Origin of the sequence: Desulfitobacterium chlororespirans DSM 11544 (genome assembly GCF_900143285.1) — a bacterium.
Classification (GTDB): Bacteria; Bacillota; Desulfitobacteriia; order Desulfitobacteriales; family Desulfitobacteriaceae; genus Desulfitobacterium; species Desulfitobacterium chlororespirans.
Genome location: NZ_FRDN01000003.1, coordinates 392,048 through 408,746 on the forward strand (window position 1 = coordinate 392,048; position 16,699 = coordinate 408,746).

Genomic DNA, 16,699 nt, shown 5'->3' on the forward strand with positions numbered 1-16,699 from the left:
CCCCAGGGGTGAAAAGCCTCCTTAATACAGGTTGTCCCAAATACGACGGCGCGGTCGTATTTGGGACAAACCCAGATTGCAATTATCTCCTCAAGTTTCTTGATGCTGCCTTTATCGGTTTACATACTATAAAAAAGTTGTGTGACGGACTCGGCATCAGTGTTCGGGACTTTTTTGACAGTGAGCTGTTTTCTAATCCAGAGCAGCAAATCAAGTAGGGTATATGAAAACCAAAAATTTCTTAAACCTCGGCATAGCGAAATGTTTTCAAGGCCAGCAGCAGCGCTGCCATCGCCACTAACGATGTCAGGCCCATATAGGCAAAATAGTCGGCCCATGCTAAATCAAAAGCACTGCGCAAACCATTGACCAACCATTGAAAAGGATTCCATCTGTTGATGGCTTGAATGAATGCCGGAGCATTATTCAAGGAGTAAAAGGCGCTGCTGCTCAACAAGAGAGGCATAGTAACAAGGTTTGTCAGAAGACTGACATTGTTCTCTGTCCGGCTCAGACTGGCAATGACAAAGCTAAAGAAAACATAACTGAGAGTTGCCACCAAAATGATGGGCACCATCGCCAGGATGGATGGCAGGGAGACATTCAGTTTAAATACCAAGACTCCCGACAGCAATACAAGCAGTGCACACAGGAAAGAAACCAAAGTCCAGGCGCCTGATAGGCCGCATACATATTGCCAAAGGGGCAGGGGCGTCACCCGCAGCAGATGATAGACACCTCTCCGGCGTTGTGCCAGGATGGCAAAAGAGGTGGTCGTGAAAGCGTAAAACAAAATACTGACAGCCATCATCCCGGTTACGATGCTCTGGGGATATTCCGGGGATTTTATCAGCATTCCTAACCCAACCATGCCCCCGATGGGCAGTAAAATCGACCATAGCAGTAAAAAGGGATCCCGGCTTGCCGATTTGAAGGTAAGGCTGAATAATGTTTTCATAGTTGTGTCTCCTTTCCTGGCACAGTATCCGTCAACTCAAGATACAAATCATCAAGATTTTCCGCATGATACTGCTCTAAAAGACGATCCGGCCGGCCTTGAACGATGATTCGCCCGTCGTGCATCAAAATGATCCGGTTGGCGATACGGGATACTTCCTCCATATCATGAGAAGAAAAAAGCACAGTCACTTTGTTTTTCGCCAGTTGCTGAATCATCGTTCTTATTTCCTGCCGGGCACGGGGATCAAGCCCTGAGGCCGGTTCGTCAAGTATGATTAAATCCGGCTTGTGGATCGTCGTGACAGCAATCGCCAGCCTTTTTTGTTGCCCGCCGGACAAACGGGAGGCCAGGGTTTTTCTGGCCTCCTGCAAATTGCATTCTGCCAATTTTGCGTCTATTTGCTTCTTATCAAGCTTTACATGATACAATGCCGCAAACAGCCGCAAATTTTCTTCGGCTGTATAACCCTCAAAAAAAGGGGTGGCTTGAAGCTGAACACCCACATGGGCCCGGTAATCATCTCTCCAGCGCGTGATCTTCCCGGCATCGGTTGGCAATATTCCCAGGAGCATGGCCAGGGTGGTTGATTTGTCGGCCCCGTTTGTGCCGATCAGAGCGAGAATTTCACCCTGCTGAATCTCCATGTCAATCCCTTTCACAACTTCGCGGTTGCGAAAGCGTTTGCGTAGACCTTTCGCCTCAATTAAATTCATAAACATAACCTCCTCTTATATAATGTTGTTTATTCAACATTGAATATATTAGTATTTTTTTCTCCCCCGGTGACGAGGGAGAGGTTTTAATTCTCAGCATCTAAAAGTTCCAGCGCCTTATCAACAAAGTCCTGCTGCTGCTTGATCAGGGAAAGCATGTTATCCATCACCAGCATGACCATGGGCGGAATGTTATGATCCATGGCTGCGTCTTTGGCCGCCAGGCCTTGCTTTACGGCATCATACTCTTCTTGTAATGTGTTGCGTTGCTGTTGCAGGGCTTTCCGACATTCATCCTTTCCCAGCTTCTCATAAAAGGATAGTCCGGAATAAAGGGTTGAGGGATAAAGTACGGAAGACGTTTTGAGTGCATCTTTAATGAGTTCCTGAAGATAGGTTTTTCCGGCCTCAGTCATTGTATAAACCGCCTTTTGACGGTGCCCTGTCTGTTCTATGCTGGTAACGGCAACATAGCCTTCTTGCTCCATTTTTTTCAGCGCATGATAGATAGAACCAATCAACACACCGCCCCAGCGTTCCGCATCTGTCAGCTGCAATGCCTGCTGAATATCGTAGCCGGACATTGGCTGAACGTCCAACATGCCAAGTACAAGTAGCCGTGTCAATTCTTCACCCCCATTACTCAACATTGAGTATTTTATCATGAGTAAATGACTTTGTCCAGCTTTTGGTCTCTCATGCCAAATTCACATTATTTGTCTGTTGACTGCCTATCCTTGTCTAAAGGATGATATTGACCTGATTGCGCCCCTTGGATTTGGATAAATACAGGGCTTGATCGGCCCGCTTCAGCACCTCGGCAAAGTCCTCATCGGTTTCTTTGAAAAAGGAAAATCCGATGGAGAGGGTGATCCCGATCTCCTCCCCCTCGGCAGCCAGGATTTTCAGATCGGACACCTTGTCCAGGATTCTCTCCCCAAAGACCAAGGCGTTTTTCTCCTGGAGCCCGTAGAAGATCACCACGAACTCATCCCCGCCCCAGCGGATAATTTTATCCGAACTCCGGATCATCCCGCTGATAGCCTTGACGACCTCGATCAAAACCAGATCCCCCACAGAATGCCCATACTGATCATTGATGCTCTTAAAGGAATCCAGGTCATAGATCATAATCCCGGGACTGTAGCCGCTGGCCTGATACTCCTTAAAGGCCGCATTCAGCTCCTGAGTCCCGCTCCTGCGGTTGCCGGCCTTGGTCAGGGGATCCTGGTTCATCTCCGATTCCAGGAGTTTTCTCGATTTCCGATAGTGCCTCTTCTCAATCAGCACCATCAGGAAAAAGCTGAGGATAAGAATAGCTACAAACAGCAGAACCAAAAGCAGGGTAAGCCGGGACGCCAGGGACTGGCTTTTTTCATTGGTCTCATTGATATAGGCTTGAATATCATCCTGGTAGACTCCCATGGCGATGACCCAGTCATAATCTTTATAGAGTTTGGCATAGGTCAGCTTCAGGGAGACCTTTTCACTGTTCAGTTCCTTAAAATAGTACTCAAAATACAGCTCCCCATCCTTTTTTATCCCCTCAAGCTCGGTCAAATAAGGCTGGTTGCCTTTAATATCCCTCATCTCCGTGGAGAGATAAGTGCCCTCCGTTTCCAGCAGATTGGGATGAACCCTCCTGATAGCATAATCGGGCCCCCCTTCGTAATTGAGGATCTCATTGACCCAGATGTAGGTGTTGCCTTCAAAGGTTGAGTTCCTGATAATATCGGCTATTTCTGTCTTAATCAGCTCTTCCATGTAGGTTTTGCTGACACCAAAAAGAATGTTTTTCTCCCCATGGGTCAGGACTTTATAGGCGCACAGACCGGGAACTACCTGCTCAAGAGTGCTCTCCCAGGTGGATCCCGCCAGATTCTGAGAATCATAAATGACCTTGTCTCCCTTGGTATCCCATACTATGACAGGCATAAAGCTATAATCCGGGTTATCCCTGAAAAAGGAAATCAGGAACTCTTTGAATTCAGCGTCGGCAAGGCCCATTTTCAGATCGATAGCGATCGCCGTTCTGTTCACAAATTTCTCCATGGCTTTCGCCCTGGCCTCTCTTCGATGATCAATCATGGCGATCAGGTTATCCACGGTGTTGGCCAGAAAGCTCTTTTTTAAACTGTAGACCGTTTTCTGAGTCTCGCCAATGTAAATATCGCTGATTTTATCCAGAGAAAGCAAATAGAACAGGATCATCACGGCACACAAAATGCTGCCGATTATAATTGTGGTCAAGGTATATTTGCGATTAATAACCTACATCCCCATTTCCCAGCGTCTCAAGATCGCAAGTGTATTACAGTTCATTGTAAACCAAGGGCACCTTTCTGTCCAACAATCACCGCCGCCGGGCTCTCAGTTCAAAGATTTCTCCGCGCTACCTTGCCGGTTTATATTTTTTTCATAATATTTTAAAACTAAGGCATCCACCTTTTGATTTTGCAGCAAAAACTCCTTGTCTTGAATGAGCGGTACACCTCTTCGCCACGCTTTATCAGCAAGCTTATTGAGCTTCGTCCTTTCTCTTTCTAGCTTTTCATTCAGAAGAGCATTTTTCATGGTAGGCCTCCCCCACTTCCCCATAGAGTTACAGTCAATTAACGATATATCGTTAGTATATGTCATCAACCTATTAATTTCAACGATATTCCGTTAACTATCTGTCATATTAATTGCTATCCTGTGAATTATAAGGATAGCGTTTTCTTTTTTGGGGTGATAGCATGAATATTTCCCAGGCGGTGATTCGCCGTCTTGAAGAACTGTGCCGTGAAAGACATTTGAGCATCAATGCGCTTAGCAATGTTTCAGGCATTACCCAATCCACTGTCAATGATATTATGAGCGGCAAAACCTATAACGCCGGCATAGGTACCATCAAAAAGTTGTGTGACGGACTCGGTATCAGTGTCCGGGACTTTTTTGACAGTGAACTGTTTTCTGATTTGGAGCAGGAAATCAAATGAGGTATGTGAAAACCAGCGGAAAATCTCCCCGCTGGTTTTTTGCCGCTTATGAGTCGTTACATCATTTGTTTTTCTTCCATACATTTCTTCAAATTATCCAGCACCCCCATCATTCGCCAGAACATCCTAATGTTTGATAATAACCTCGCAGCATGCTCTTGAGAGAAAGTTATAGCATATCGAGATCAATTAAAGCAACGGGAATCTCAAACCCCTTCATCTTATATTGGAACATCCGCTTCAGATTTCCGTCGCAAGTGGCAAAAAAGAACTGCTGTATCGCTGCCACTTCTTCATCTCCTTTTCTGCTCTTCGCCAGCTGATACTTAATAAGATCGACAAAAGAAACCAGATTAATATCGTCCATGCTATTTGTGATATCATCAACAAAGTAACATCGGAAACTACCCGTCTCCCTGCGTAGGAATGCATTACCGAGTAAATACGAAATCATAAACGCGCCCAACTGCCCATCGCTGATTAAATTCATAATTGGATTTTTACTTTCATCGGTGAAAGCCAATTTAGTTTCTGTCGCTCTTGCCCCATTACCTTGTAGCTGAAATCCGTCAAGGGTAGAATGCTTGACCAACTTACTAAAAATGCGAAATAAATAGGGGGCAACACCCTGTACCTCATCATTTTTCATCTGGTTTAGTTTTTTGCGAAGCATTTCTGCCCTTCCCTTGACTAGGCTTTGTAACGCCATCTTTTCGCGGGTTTGTTCATCCAGCGTACGATTCTGGTTCCGCTTTTCCTCAAGATCTTTTGATAGTTCAACCAAAAGTCGGTTCCCCTTACGTAATCGTAGAGATACAATTTTCCCTCGTACATCCAGTTCATCAAATACAAACATAGCCGGAACCTTCTGTGCAAGCGGAGAAATAGCCTCCCTTACTATCTGCGGTTCAGTGTCAACCTGCTCTACGCCTGGATAGCCGAGGAAGGTCAGCAGAGCATTAATTTTCTCCGCTTGCTTTTGAACCGAGTCTGTATCTATACCCACAAATCCGTCATAGGTTTCAAGGGTATCCATGTCGGCAAACTGCTCCGGAAGCAGCTCTAACGCTGCGATCAGCCTAAAAAAGCTCTCCGTCACAGCTAAGATTTTCTGATTCAGCCCTAGTTCATCACTTAGTCTTGCTTCCGCTGCCTTCAAGATTTCCCTTAGGTCTTTGTTTAATAGAGTCCGAAAATCGTCCCAACGTTGTTTTTCCTCTTTAAGCTGTTGTTCCAGTGTCAGTTTTTTCACATCGTGAGCTTTGACATAATTCTCAGCCTCCAAAGCCAGATGTTCCGCCGGCGCAGATGCAAAAGGCTCTTCAGCACCACACAATGGGCATTTTTGATAATCTTTGCGGTACTCAACCATTTGCGCCCGGACACCTACCAACCGTGAAAATGCAATCAGCAATTCATCACCCTTTTGCGAATCTTCAAAGCTGGCTTCGGTCCCACGCCAAATATCATTTAAGCTGCAATAATCTCCCCAGCGCTTCTGCCATTCTGCCGGTGTCAGTTCCGCGTTCTCCAACCCCGAAGCAAACTCTCCAACCTGTTCCAACGTCTGATCATTTAGCTTCTGAAGTTGTTCCACTATTTTCTTCTTCTTTTCCTCCAAAGCACGCTGCGTATTTGGTTCATAGAGTTCTTTTCGGATGGCCTGCTGAATCTCTGCTTTATATGCTGCAAACTGCTCCTTTATCATCAACTTACGTCTCGATCGTATGAGCTCACTCAACCAGTCAGCGACAGCACGATATCCTCCAGCTATAAGTTCCTGAAGCTGTGCTTCCTGTTCTTCCTGACTCAGTTGATCCACATCCAGCCGTTCATCCGGATAGCTCACCCGTTGTACATAAGCCGGAATCTGCCCAGCCTCTTTTAACTTTTGCTGCTCTTTTTCCAGCTCTATGATCTTGTCTTCAGAAACTCTCTTACTGCTCAAATCATTTATTTCTTCATTCAGTTGGCTACGTATCTGTTCCAGGTTCACAAGCACTTGCTTTGCTTCAGAATGTTCGAGCGTGAAATCCTCAAATTCCGCCGTCATATCCTTGCGGCTCTTACTGCGGAACTCTTCTGCTTTTTGAGAATTACAAATAAAATATTTATAAAAAAGATCCGCAAATGGCCTGTCTCCGGAATCAAAACACTCTTTGAGCCAGTCTTGAGCGGCTTCTGCATCCAGTGTGTCTCCCGCATATGTGATGGATAAAGATGTGTGCGTTGAGCCAAGCTCATTGTTTAGTGTGCTTCGCCGGAGAGTCGATTCCTTACCATCTTTTTCAAAAGTCAGCTCAACCCAGGTTTCTTCGTTACTTCCGCAATCCTTATAGCGCAACAGGCCAAGACTTTGTGCTACCTGCCGATCACCCTTGGTACGCGTGTCATAAGGTCTGTATAAATGTTGTATATTTCCAGTAAAGCACCATTCTACAGCGTCCATAATGGACGTTTTGCCTTTGCCGTTACCTCCGGTAATCAACACCAATGGCGCTACTTCCTCATTTTCAGTGATAAATGTAAATTTTCTGTCTTTATAAATGCGAAACATATGAATATGAAGCGCCTTAATCCTCAGCATAGCTCAGCCACTCCCTTACTGCCGACAGGTCTTTCTCTGTAAAAGTTTGTTCACTGACACGTGCTTCATAAAGAAACATCAACTCACCGCCTACAGGAAGTATCTGAGCAAGCTCGGATTCAGATCCCGCTGCAATTCTATCCTGTATCAGCTGCTCGAAATAGAACGGCAGCATAGATCGATCTGACTCGGCCACATCACCATTTTCTACTGAGACAAACAGCTTGCGCGAAATATCCGTACTCTTTTCCTCTGCGATAGCAGCCGCACAACGTACCGTCACAGTATCAGAAAGCAAGATTTGCATGACGTTGTATTTTAGCGGATACTTACTCTGCCCTTCTCGGTCAGGCAAGCTACCGAAGTTTATAAAACTTAGAATCCGCTCATCCCATTCTCTACACAAAGCTCTTATCTCATCATTTTCTTTCCCGCTCTCTCTGATATCCAACACTAGCAGCATCTCACAAGGAATGTCTGATTCGTTGCATAATAAGTAAATCTCTCTAAGTTCCTCCGGAACTGCTCCATCTTCGGTGCAAAATTCCTCCATAGTCAGGCTCTTAATACCATCCGTATCCGTTTTAATCAGCGGCTGGTAACCATTTTGTGTAAAATAGGTGCGCCACGCCTCCTGTCCATTCATGATAAACCTCCATATTTGCATTGTTTCGAGAAGATGTGCTCCTCGCAATTTTCCTCGGTTGCCCATTCTCCTTTATCAATACCAATGCACTCCATGCACTCTACCGTAAACTGCTCAGGAGAAATTAATGTAACGTCCAGCCTTAGCGGGGCAATGTTCCCAGTATCAATCGAATAATCACCAACTCCGCGTATATTATTACTTCTGAGATACCATTTTCTCGGTCGCTCGCGCCAGGCACGTACTCTTGCCTGAACATATCCAATCTTTTTCCTTGGACGATCATTGCCAATAGATCCCATAATGATACTGCGTTCTGAACAGTCCTTCTGGTCATAAAAAGAAAATGCAATATACTCTCTGATTTCAGATAACCAGCATTCTCCAAAGGTCGCTTGCTTCAAATTAAGTTTAATCTTCCAAATGTTATGGTAAAAGGTCATAATTTTTTCTTTACAAATATACAGTTCTTTACGCAATGCACTCGCTCCGTCACCGCCATTTGGTACATTCCGATCTGTACTAACCGTATTTAGTAATTGGATAACACCATCACTGCTCTCCAAATTACTCTTTACCCACTCATTGGTGGAAGCATACAACAGGTTCAAACGGATCCGATTATGAGGTGTTAAGGGTTCGTCAACAAACTCACAGTACGCCTCATCCACGAAGCTCTGTATCACGACGCTAACTGACGGCTCTAAAGCAAGTAAATCTTCCAATTTAGCAAGAAAATCTGCGCGCTTGACCTTACGGTGTTTTAACAATTCCCGATTATCCGCCGGCTGATCAGGTTCATTATAGCGTTCTTGAATCAATTTGACCGCCAGGGCAATTAGCAAATCTTTCCGATCATCCTCATTCTCAATCGGACAACACTCTATTCTAATGCTCTCATCAAGCCTCTCCCCTAACTCTTTCCGATAATCACCGATGTTTTTGCTCACTTCGTTCATCTGATATATTCTTAGAAAATCGCTTAACTCTTCAGGTTGATAGAATGACTTAAATAGATTATTTTCTCTTTCCTCCTTTGTACCTGCCATAATACATCTTGTAACTTCCTCCTTAATCTCATCATCTGTCCCTTGAAATTCTCTCCGTTCCTCCGTAAGGTTCAAATATTGCTTAGCCATCTCTTCATCAGGCTTAGTCTTAGCATCTGCATGGAAGCCCAGCACTGGAATAATCTCTCCGCCATAACCATATCGCTTCAACTTAATGTACTGATAATAAAGCTCCCTGGTAATAGTTTTAATATCTAAATCTGTCTTCGGTGTATATTTGGATTGAATAATACGGACACTGTTGCTCGTTACTGAGCAGACATCTTCAATGAATTCAGAGCAAATATACTCCGTTTCCTCTCTGATTAACTCTTCAATAGCCAACAGATCCTGAAACAAAAAGCCTCGCACCCCTGCAGCAGCATCCCTCCGGCCTTCACCAATGTGCATATTCAGTAAATAACTATCCAGATCTACAGTTGCCACTTCCTTCTTACCTCATTTCCGTTGATAAATGAACAATCATATCCGACCGTGTCAAATTCAAGGTCATTTCTTAAGATATACTAAACTCTTTCTTCTTTGCTACTTCCTGGTAACTTCGCCACGAACCGACAATAATCCTGTTGTTTTTTGAATATTATGATTACGCAAACAAAAAGGACCGCCAATATCACCCGAACAGCGATCTCATTACTAAATATATGGCAATTCAATGGTCACTCAAGCAGAATACCAGAATCATGGATACGTCTTACTCTCCTCCCTTAACTAAGGCACTGAAAGGACGGCCTTGGGCCGCCCCTCCCTATCTTGGATTCCCATAAATAAAATATTTTGATCACCGAATTGTCTTCAGGCATCTGTAGCAGGCCCACTCACCCGTTTCCGGCAATCCGCCAATTTCCCGCCCGGGACTGTTCTTCCCAAAGCCGGGCATAGAGGCCCTTCCCAGCCAGGAGTTCCTCATGGGTGCCTTGCTCCTTTACCCTGCCTTTATCCAGCACCACGATCTGATCTGCATTGCATACGGACTGCAGCCTATGGGCGATGACGATCACTGTTTTCTCTGCCACCAGGGCGCTGATAGCCTGCTGAATAAGCACTTCGTTTTCCGGATCCAGTGAGGCTGTGGCTTCGTCCAGCAGAACGATGGGGGCGTTTTTCAAAAGGGCCCGGGCGATGGCAATGCGCTGCTTTTCTCCTCCGGAGAGGGTGGAGCCCCCCTCCCCCACCATGGTTTCATATCCTTCGGGCAGAGCAGATATGAAGTCGTGGCAAGCCGCCGCTTTGGCTGCCTCCATGATCTCCTCCAGTGCTGCCCCCGGCCTCCCCATGCGGATATTGGCTTCCACCGTATCATGAAACAGATACACATCCTGAAAGACGATGCTGATCCGGGAGAGCAGCTCATCCGAGGTCATCTGCCCCAAGGGCATGCCGCCCAGGGTGATCTCCCCCTTTCCCGCATCCCAGAAGCGGGCGGCCAAGCGGGTGATAGTGGACTTTCCTGAGCCTGAAGGTCCTACCAGGGCCGTAATGCTTTTTTCGGGGAAACTCAGGGAGATGTCATGGAGCACCTCCTGATGGCCATAGGAAAAAGAAACATTGTTGAACTCTATGTCCAGGTTCTCCGGTGCCGTGCCCCGGACAGGCTCCGGCAGAGGCTCCTCTTTTGTCAACTCCTGTATGCGCACCGCCGACCGGTTGGTCCGGGCAAAATCCGCAATAAAACCAAACAAAATCATCACCGGCTCATAAATGTTCAGGGAGAGGAGCAGAAAGACGATGTAATAGAAGGGGGACAGCTGACCTTTGGTGAGCAGCCATATCCCCAAGAGCATAATCACAGCGCTCCCGCAATTGAGGATAAAACGACCCAGCATGCCTACAGGAGCCGCCGCCAGCTCCATGCCTACGGAATGCCTGTGTTGTTTGGCGAAGGAGTTCTTCAGGGACTGAAACTGTTCCCCCGCCATATTGAAGGCCCGCAGGGTCTGAATTCCCCCTACATACTCCAGTATTCCCGAGGCGGCCCCTTGCTGAGCCGCCATCAGCTCGCCGCTGATCCCCCCCATTTTCCGATAGCTGATCAAGGCAAAGGGCAGGGCCAGAGGAATCACCAGCACCAACCCCAGCATCATGCGCCAATCAAAAGCGGACAGGACGATCAATGCCAGAGAGAGACGCACCAGGATGACGGACAGCTGAGGAATGAGACCGGAAGCCAGCTGCTCAACCTCCGTATAATCCCGCAGCAGAACCGTGGAAAGATCCCCGGCATCCCGCCGCCCGAAGAAGCCCATGGGCAATCTTCTTAAGCGCTCCCCCATAGCGATCCGGGCATTCCTGGTGGTGCCTGCAAAGCCGGTGCAAAGATCGATATAGGTCTTGCGCCGTACAAAATAATATAGGAGCAGCTGGGCCAGCAGGACGCCGCACAGCATCCACAGCCGGTTGGCAGGCAAAGGAGAGCCCGGTTCCGCCACCGGTATCAGCAGCATGTAGATCGCCAGCAGCATCACCCCATAGGGAAGCGAAGCCACAAAGCTGTCGATAAAATTCCAGAGGGTCATCCTTAGATACTTCCCCGTTTCACCAAAGGTAATCGTGCGGAACCAGGTTTGGAAACTGTTCATGCCGACACTCCTCCTTTCCCAATCCGCCAGCGGTCCTTCCGCTCATTGGCGGCCACCATATCACCGTACTGGGGGCAGGATCTCAGCAGCTCCGTATGGGTGCCCTCTCCTACCAGTTCTCCCTTTTCCAGAACCAGAATGCGGTTGGCATTTTCCACGGTCCTGAGCCGGTGAGCGATAATCAGCACTGTTTTATTTTCAGCAAGCCTGGCAAAGGCCCGCTGAATCTTCCCTTCATTTTCTGCATCCGCATAAGCGGTGGCCTCATCCAGAACCACGATGGGTGTATCCTTGAGGAAGACCCGGGCGATGGCCAGCCGCTGCTTCTCCCCGCCGGAAAGATAGGAGTCCTTTTCGCCGAGCACCGTGTCATAGCCTTTGGGCAGTTCCCTAATCACCTCATGGATGCCTGCGTTTTTCGCCGCCTGCTCCACTGCTTCACGGGTCGCCTCCCGGTTGCCCATGCGGATGTTGTTTTCCACCGTATCATGAAACAAAAAGGAATCCTGAAACACATAGGACACCAGATTCATCAGCCGGTGATGGGGAATATCCCCAATATCCACACCGCCGATTCTGATACTCCCCCGCTGAGGCTCATAGAACCGGAGCAGAAGCTGAGCAAGGGTGGATTTTCCGCCCCCGGAAGGGCCGACAATGCCGGTGATACTTCCCTGAGGCAGATGGAAGGAAATATCTTTTAGGGCCTGGGGTCCCTCTTCCGTATAAGTGAAGGATACTTCCGCAAAGGCAAGATCATAAGCCGCGGGACTCCCCGCCCCCTTTTCCGCCAGCTCCGGCTGCTGCAAAATCCGGTCAATACGGGATACTCCTTCCGTAATGCGGCGGCTGTGCACAACCATCTGCATCATATTTTCCAGGGGCTCCTTGAGCCCGCTCCCCACCAAAAAGAACAGCAGCAGCAGGGGCAAAAAATCCAGATAGGTGGAAGCCCCGGCCAGCAGCACCAGACCGGCAGGAAGCAGAAACAGCAGCTGGGCCCCGAAGAAAGCATAATAGGCTCCCATGCTGGAGGCAAAGTGATAGGCGGTGCGCTCCACGGTGCCCACATAGGCGGATACATCCCCCTCATACCGGGCAAAAGCGTTTAAGGTGCGGTTGAATATTTTGATGACCGGCATGCCATGGATGTATTCCACAATGGTGCCTTCCATTTTTTCCTTGGCATTGTGCATATCCACCTGAGTTTGAGCGCCCTGAGGATTTTTCAGGCCTCCGGAGAGAAGAGAGACGGATACAAAGATGGGAATGAGGGTGACCAGGGCCAGCCGCCAGTCCATGACAAACAGGAAGATCAGAGTGAAGAGAGGTGTGGCCACCGCCGCCGCCAGATCGGCGATATGATGAGCGACAAACACTTCAATCTGCTCCGCATCGTCGGAGATGACCTTTTTTATGGCCCCTTGGGTGGTTCCGGTAAAGTAACCGGAGGGAATCCGGGCCAGCTTTTCCATGAGTTTTAAACGCAGCTCATAAATAATATCGTAAGCCGCGCCGTGAGCAAGGGCTGAAGATAGAAAAGCGCAGACCCCGTATACCAGGGCGGCGGCAAAGGTATAACCCACCAAAGTGTAAATTTTTCCGGCATTCATGGCTGAGGTCAGGGTATAATGAGCCAGGAGCTCCCGGCTCACCCCATAGATGGTGAAAAAAGGAACAAGACGCGCCGCCGAGGCCAGGACCGACAGCAGGCAAGCGGCCAGGAGCTTGTTTTTTTTAGCTCCGGCCAGCTCCATAAGCCGGGCAAGCCCTGTTTTCTCTTGCTCTTTTGGCTTTTTTGATGATCTGCCCATACTCATACCTCTCTTTCACTACATTAGAATTTGCTCGTTGCCTAAAATTTGCACGCAGAATTAACTGGGTCCGGTTCACTGAACTGTATTCCACAGGCTTGGCGCTGCCCCTGATCAGATGCGAGTTAGCTTAGGCTAACTCAAAGCCTTTAAAGAAACCCGCCTGGGCCGCTCCTTATTACCCTGGATGGTAACAAAGCGAAGCCGCGGGTTGCTTAAACCATTAAACATTCTCTGCAAAGATATAGGAAAATAAAAGGCCGTATATGCCCTCCAAAGTCCGGGGCAGGGCGTCTGCATGGAGGGAATCCTGATGGAACAGCGACAGAGCCATGATCTTAATGAGATTGGCCACAAGCTTTAAGTCAATATCCGGCCGCACCCCTTCCATGTGCTCGAACAGACCGGTCATGATCATGGCCTCGGCCTGGGGATCAACAAGACAATATTCCGGGGGCAGGGCTGCTTTCAGCTTGGCTTCATCCTCCGCCGTCAGGTATTGATAAATGCTGTCCCCGCTAAAAATTATCTTTTTCAAAAAATCTTTTCCCTCACTGGAGGTCATCTTTTCCCTGCCGTCAAGTATGTCCATAAAAAATTGTTTGGACTGATCCCGTTGGTACTTGATAATTTCGTAAACGAACATCTCCTTGGAGAGAAAAAAATTATAGAAGGTGCTCTTCCCCAGCCCCACTGCTTTGGTGACCTTCTCAACAGAGGCATGGGTCATGCCCTGTTCCTTAATAAGGGCAAATCCCGCTTCCAGCATCTTTACCCTTGCTTCTTCCCGTTCCTGCAGGGCAAATATCTTGGGCGACATAGATTATCCTCCTTCCCGAATACTTAACAAAAATAAGCGACCATTATATAAGTAATGGTCGCTTAAATCATATAGCACCTTTTACTCCTTTGTCAAGAGAAATCCGCGAAAAAAACCTTCCCATGAATACTTTCCCTTCACTTACCATAAATCAAGCTTTCTTCAAATGGAAAGGCAGTCGGGTCAAGCCTCAAACACTACAAAGCAGCAGAAGACGGCAGGGCCCGCTCGACGGTCACCTGCTTCTTGATACAGACGCCATCCTCCCGGCAGAAAAAAGCTTCCAGATACTCGGCCTCCCGGTCATAGATCGCCCGGGTCCTGAGCACCTTGCCGCTGTTGTCCCTCTTCTTGGTCTCAACGATCCAATAGGCGGTCTCCTCTTCAGTGATAATCCTGTCCGGCACTTCTTCGGGGTGATATTCCCCACGGGAGACTACAGTGCTGTCTGCTCCCATCTGCAGAATCACGATCTCTTCCGGCGGATACATCATACGGATGGAGAGCTGTATAGAGATGCTGTCCTTGACGGTTGTACCATTTTCCGTCATGGTGTAATCGGCTTTCATGGTCTGAGTAAAAGCCCCGCCCTCACTCTGCTCTCCCCCGGAAGACATGCCGCTGCCGGAGGTAACATAAACCCGGCCGTCGGCACTCTGATACATGGAATTGAAATAATAGGTCCGCCCGGAGCCCACAGGCACATAGATCGTACCTTCCAGCTCGACGCTGTTCCCTCCGTCGCTGCTGTGCAGGCTGGTATGGCCGTCGCTGATTCCTTCATCAGAGCCGGTGGTTAAATAGCCCTCCCCCTCTTCGCTGTCAGGAACCCGCAGAGAATAGTAGGCTATGCCCTCCACGCCCGGAAAGTCATACTCTTCCCTTTCCACCTGATGGCCGCTCACCCCATCAGTCAGGATCTGCTTAGTCAATTCAGCATAGAGCCGCCCCTGATACTTCTCCCCGGCACCGTCAGGCACAATCTCGCCACCCGGTCCACCCGGTAAACTACGAACATTATCTTCAACATATCCTGCAAAATCGAACAGATCCAAATACTCCGTGGTCACAAACACCCCGACCAGCCTGTCTTCATAGCCTCCGGCGCTTCCCTCTTCCTTGGCCAGCTGGCACCCGGTCAGGAAGCATCCTATGAACATCAGCAGGCAGAGCCCCATGAACCCCTCTTTAATCCTCATCCTCTTCCTCCAGCTTTCCATCGAATTTCAAAATATCTCCCACATCGCACTCCAGATGCCAGCAGATCTTATTGATGGTGCCAAAACGCACCCCTTTGGCCTTGCCGCTGCGCAGAATGGACAGATTCGCTTCCGTAATCCCCACCAGAGCGCACAGCTCCTTCGAGGTCATGCCCCGGGCCTTCAATACATCCTCCAGATGAACCTGTATCCCCATTCCGCACCTCTCAGATAAACATGTCGTTATCGTCCTTAAGCCCCTTATTTTCCTCGATAAACCGGGCAACCAGCAGGACGGCCAGCACAAAAGCCAGGGAGAATACAGGAATCTGCACCGAACTGTTGATCACCAGCAGTTTTTGAGCCAAAAGAAGCTGCAGCAGATTAAAGGCTATGCTGCTCAGCACTGTAGCCGCCAAAGCGGTACCGCACAGCCGGGCTAACCGGTCGGCCCCTTTCACACTTTCTGCAGAATAACGATCCGCTCCCATGTCCTCCAGCAGCCGGAGGGCGGCGAAGGTCACCATAACATTAAAAAGATAAGGCAGGGCGTTCACCGCAAACTGGAGAGCCAGAAAAACATAGCTCACTCCCAACAAATGCTCATTACCGTTGTTGCCCGCCTGCAAGGCTGCCAGGGAATGAAGAAGCTCCCGGAAAGAGGCGCCGAAAATCAAATAGACAAAAACCACGGTCAACAGGCTCAGCAAAACCATCATATAGTGCTGAAGTCTGACCGTACTGCTCTCAAAGCAAAGACGCAGCAGCCGCAAAACGAAATAGCCGCACACCAGGGAATACACCGTGCCCCCCAGTACCGCTTTACCCACAGCCAGCCCGGCCCCCCCTGAGCCTCCCAGGGCTCCGCCGAAAAGGGAACCGATCATCCCCGGATTCGTCATAAAGTACAGCACGGGGAACAAAACAACGCTCAAGAGCGCCAGCAATCCGTCTTCCCGCTGCAGCTCCCGCTTCCTGCTCAGAAGGAACAGGCTCAGAAGAGGCAAAAGCGCGGCGGCCCCATAAATCATCAACGCCGCTGCATTCCCAGCCCCTCCGGAAAGAGAAAGCATCCGCAACAGAAGACCCAGCTGTTCAAAAGGAAAAGCCATGGCCGCTGTAAACCCGGAGGAAAAGGAGGTCTGCAGAATGTTGAACAGAATACAGATCGCCCCTTCTATCCCCAGCACCATCCCCAATACCTTGTGTTTCATACCCACCTCTAAAATAATTATTATTCAACGATAATTATTTGTATTATAAACCGACAAATTATTGTTTGTCAATAATTTCTCCTCTCTCACTTACAAAGCAGCTTCATCATCCGGC

Annotated in this window: 15 protein-coding genes; 1 reads left to right on the forward strand and 14 read right to left on the reverse strand. The window is 48.4% G+C overall.

The window, feature by feature from the left end; genetic code table 11:
• Positions 1–241: 241 nt before the first annotated feature.
• From BUA14_RS01695 to BUA14_RS01715, 5 genes are all read right to left on the reverse strand, one after another.
• Positions 242–958, reverse strand: a complete 717-nt coding sequence (locus BUA14_RS01695) for an ABC transporter permease (protein WP_072770986.1) — start codon at positions 956–958, stop codon at positions 242–244.
• Entirely contained in the window at positions 955–1,674 is a 720-nt protein-coding gene (locus tag BUA14_RS01700; protein ID WP_072770987.1) for an ABC transporter ATP-binding protein, read from the reverse strand. The genes BUA14_RS01695 and BUA14_RS01700 overlap by 4 nt, the downstream gene beginning before the upstream one ends.
• An 86-nt stretch (positions 1,675–1,760) precedes the next feature.
• Positions 1,761–2,300 carry a PadR family transcriptional regulator gene (locus BUA14_RS01705; protein WP_072770988.1) on the reverse strand — a complete coding sequence of 180 codons (540 nt, stop codon included), beginning with the start codon at positions 2,298–2,300 and terminating at the stop codon, positions 1,761–1,763.
• 115 nt (positions 2,301–2,415) lie between these two features.
• A complete protein-coding gene (locus BUA14_RS01710) occupies positions 2,416–3,924 on the reverse strand; it encodes a sensor domain-containing diguanylate cyclase (protein WP_242954521.1) in 1,509 nt (502 codons plus the stop codon).
• A 120-nt stretch (positions 3,925–4,044) separates the two neighbouring features.
• Entirely contained in the window at positions 4,045–4,248 is a 204-nt protein-coding gene (locus tag BUA14_RS01715) for a hypothetical protein (protein ID WP_072770989.1), read from the reverse strand.
• 164 nt (positions 4,249–4,412) lie between these two features.
• Between BUA14_RS01715 and BUA14_RS01720 the strand changes: the two genes are divergently transcribed.
• Positions 4,413–4,655: a helix-turn-helix domain-containing protein gene (locus BUA14_RS01720; protein ID WP_072770990.1), complete on the forward strand. Its 243-nt coding sequence runs from the start codon at positions 4,413–4,415 to the stop codon at positions 4,653–4,655.
• Between the two features lie 169 nt (positions 4,656–4,824).
• Here the strand turns inward: BUA14_RS01720 and BUA14_RS01725 are convergent, their stop codons facing one another.
• From BUA14_RS01725 to BUA14_RS01765, 9 genes are all read right to left on the reverse strand, one after another.
• The gene (locus BUA14_RS01725) at positions 4,825–7,242 is read right to left on the reverse strand and encodes an ATP-binding protein (protein WP_072770991.1); all 2,418 of its coding nucleotides are present in this window, start codon (positions 7,240–7,242) and stop codon (positions 4,825–4,827) included.
• Complete coding sequence (locus tag BUA14_RS01730) at positions 7,229–7,888, reverse strand: hypothetical protein (protein WP_072770992.1); 660 nt, start codon at positions 7,886–7,888, stop codon at positions 7,229–7,231. Before BUA14_RS01730 ends, BUA14_RS01725 begins: the two co-directional genes overlap by 14 nt.
• Positions 7,885–9,384 (reverse strand): hypothetical protein, encoded by a 1,500-nt coding sequence (locus tag BUA14_RS01735; RefSeq protein WP_072770993.1) that lies wholly within the window; start codon positions 9,382–9,384, stop codon positions 7,885–7,887. Before BUA14_RS01735 ends, BUA14_RS01730 begins: the two co-directional genes overlap by 4 nt.
• Before the next feature lie 392 nt (positions 9,385–9,776).
• Positions 9,777–11,537 (reverse strand): ABC transporter ATP-binding protein, encoded by a 1,761-nt coding sequence (locus BUA14_RS01740; RefSeq protein WP_178371593.1) that lies wholly within the window; start codon positions 11,535–11,537, stop codon positions 9,777–9,779.
• Positions 11,534–13,351, reverse strand: coding sequence for an ABC transporter ATP-binding protein (locus BUA14_RS01745; RefSeq protein ID WP_072770994.1), 1,818 nt, complete (start codon positions 13,349–13,351; stop codon positions 11,534–11,536). Before BUA14_RS01745 ends, BUA14_RS01740 begins: the two co-directional genes overlap by 4 nt.
• 223 nt (positions 13,352–13,574) lie before the next feature.
• A complete protein-coding gene (locus BUA14_RS01750; protein ID WP_072770995.1) occupies positions 13,575–14,171 on the reverse strand; it encodes a TetR/AcrR family transcriptional regulator in 597 nt (198 codons plus the stop codon).
• Between the two features lie 197 nt (positions 14,172–14,368).
• Positions 14,369–15,370: a hypothetical protein gene (locus tag BUA14_RS01755; RefSeq protein WP_072770996.1), complete on the reverse strand. Its 1,002-nt coding sequence runs from the start codon at positions 15,368–15,370 to the stop codon at positions 14,369–14,371.
• Positions 15,360–15,587: a helix-turn-helix domain-containing protein gene (locus tag BUA14_RS01760; RefSeq protein WP_072770997.1), complete on the reverse strand. Its 228-nt coding sequence runs from the start codon at positions 15,585–15,587 to the stop codon at positions 15,360–15,362. The genes BUA14_RS01755 and BUA14_RS01760 overlap by 11 nt, the downstream gene beginning before the upstream one ends.
• 10 nt (positions 15,588–15,597) lie before the next feature.
• Positions 15,598–16,584 carry a hypothetical protein gene (locus BUA14_RS01765; protein WP_072770998.1) on the reverse strand — a complete coding sequence of 329 codons (987 nt, stop codon included), beginning with the start codon at positions 16,582–16,584 and terminating at the stop codon, positions 15,598–15,600.
• Positions 16,585–16,699: the final 115 nt, after the last annotated feature.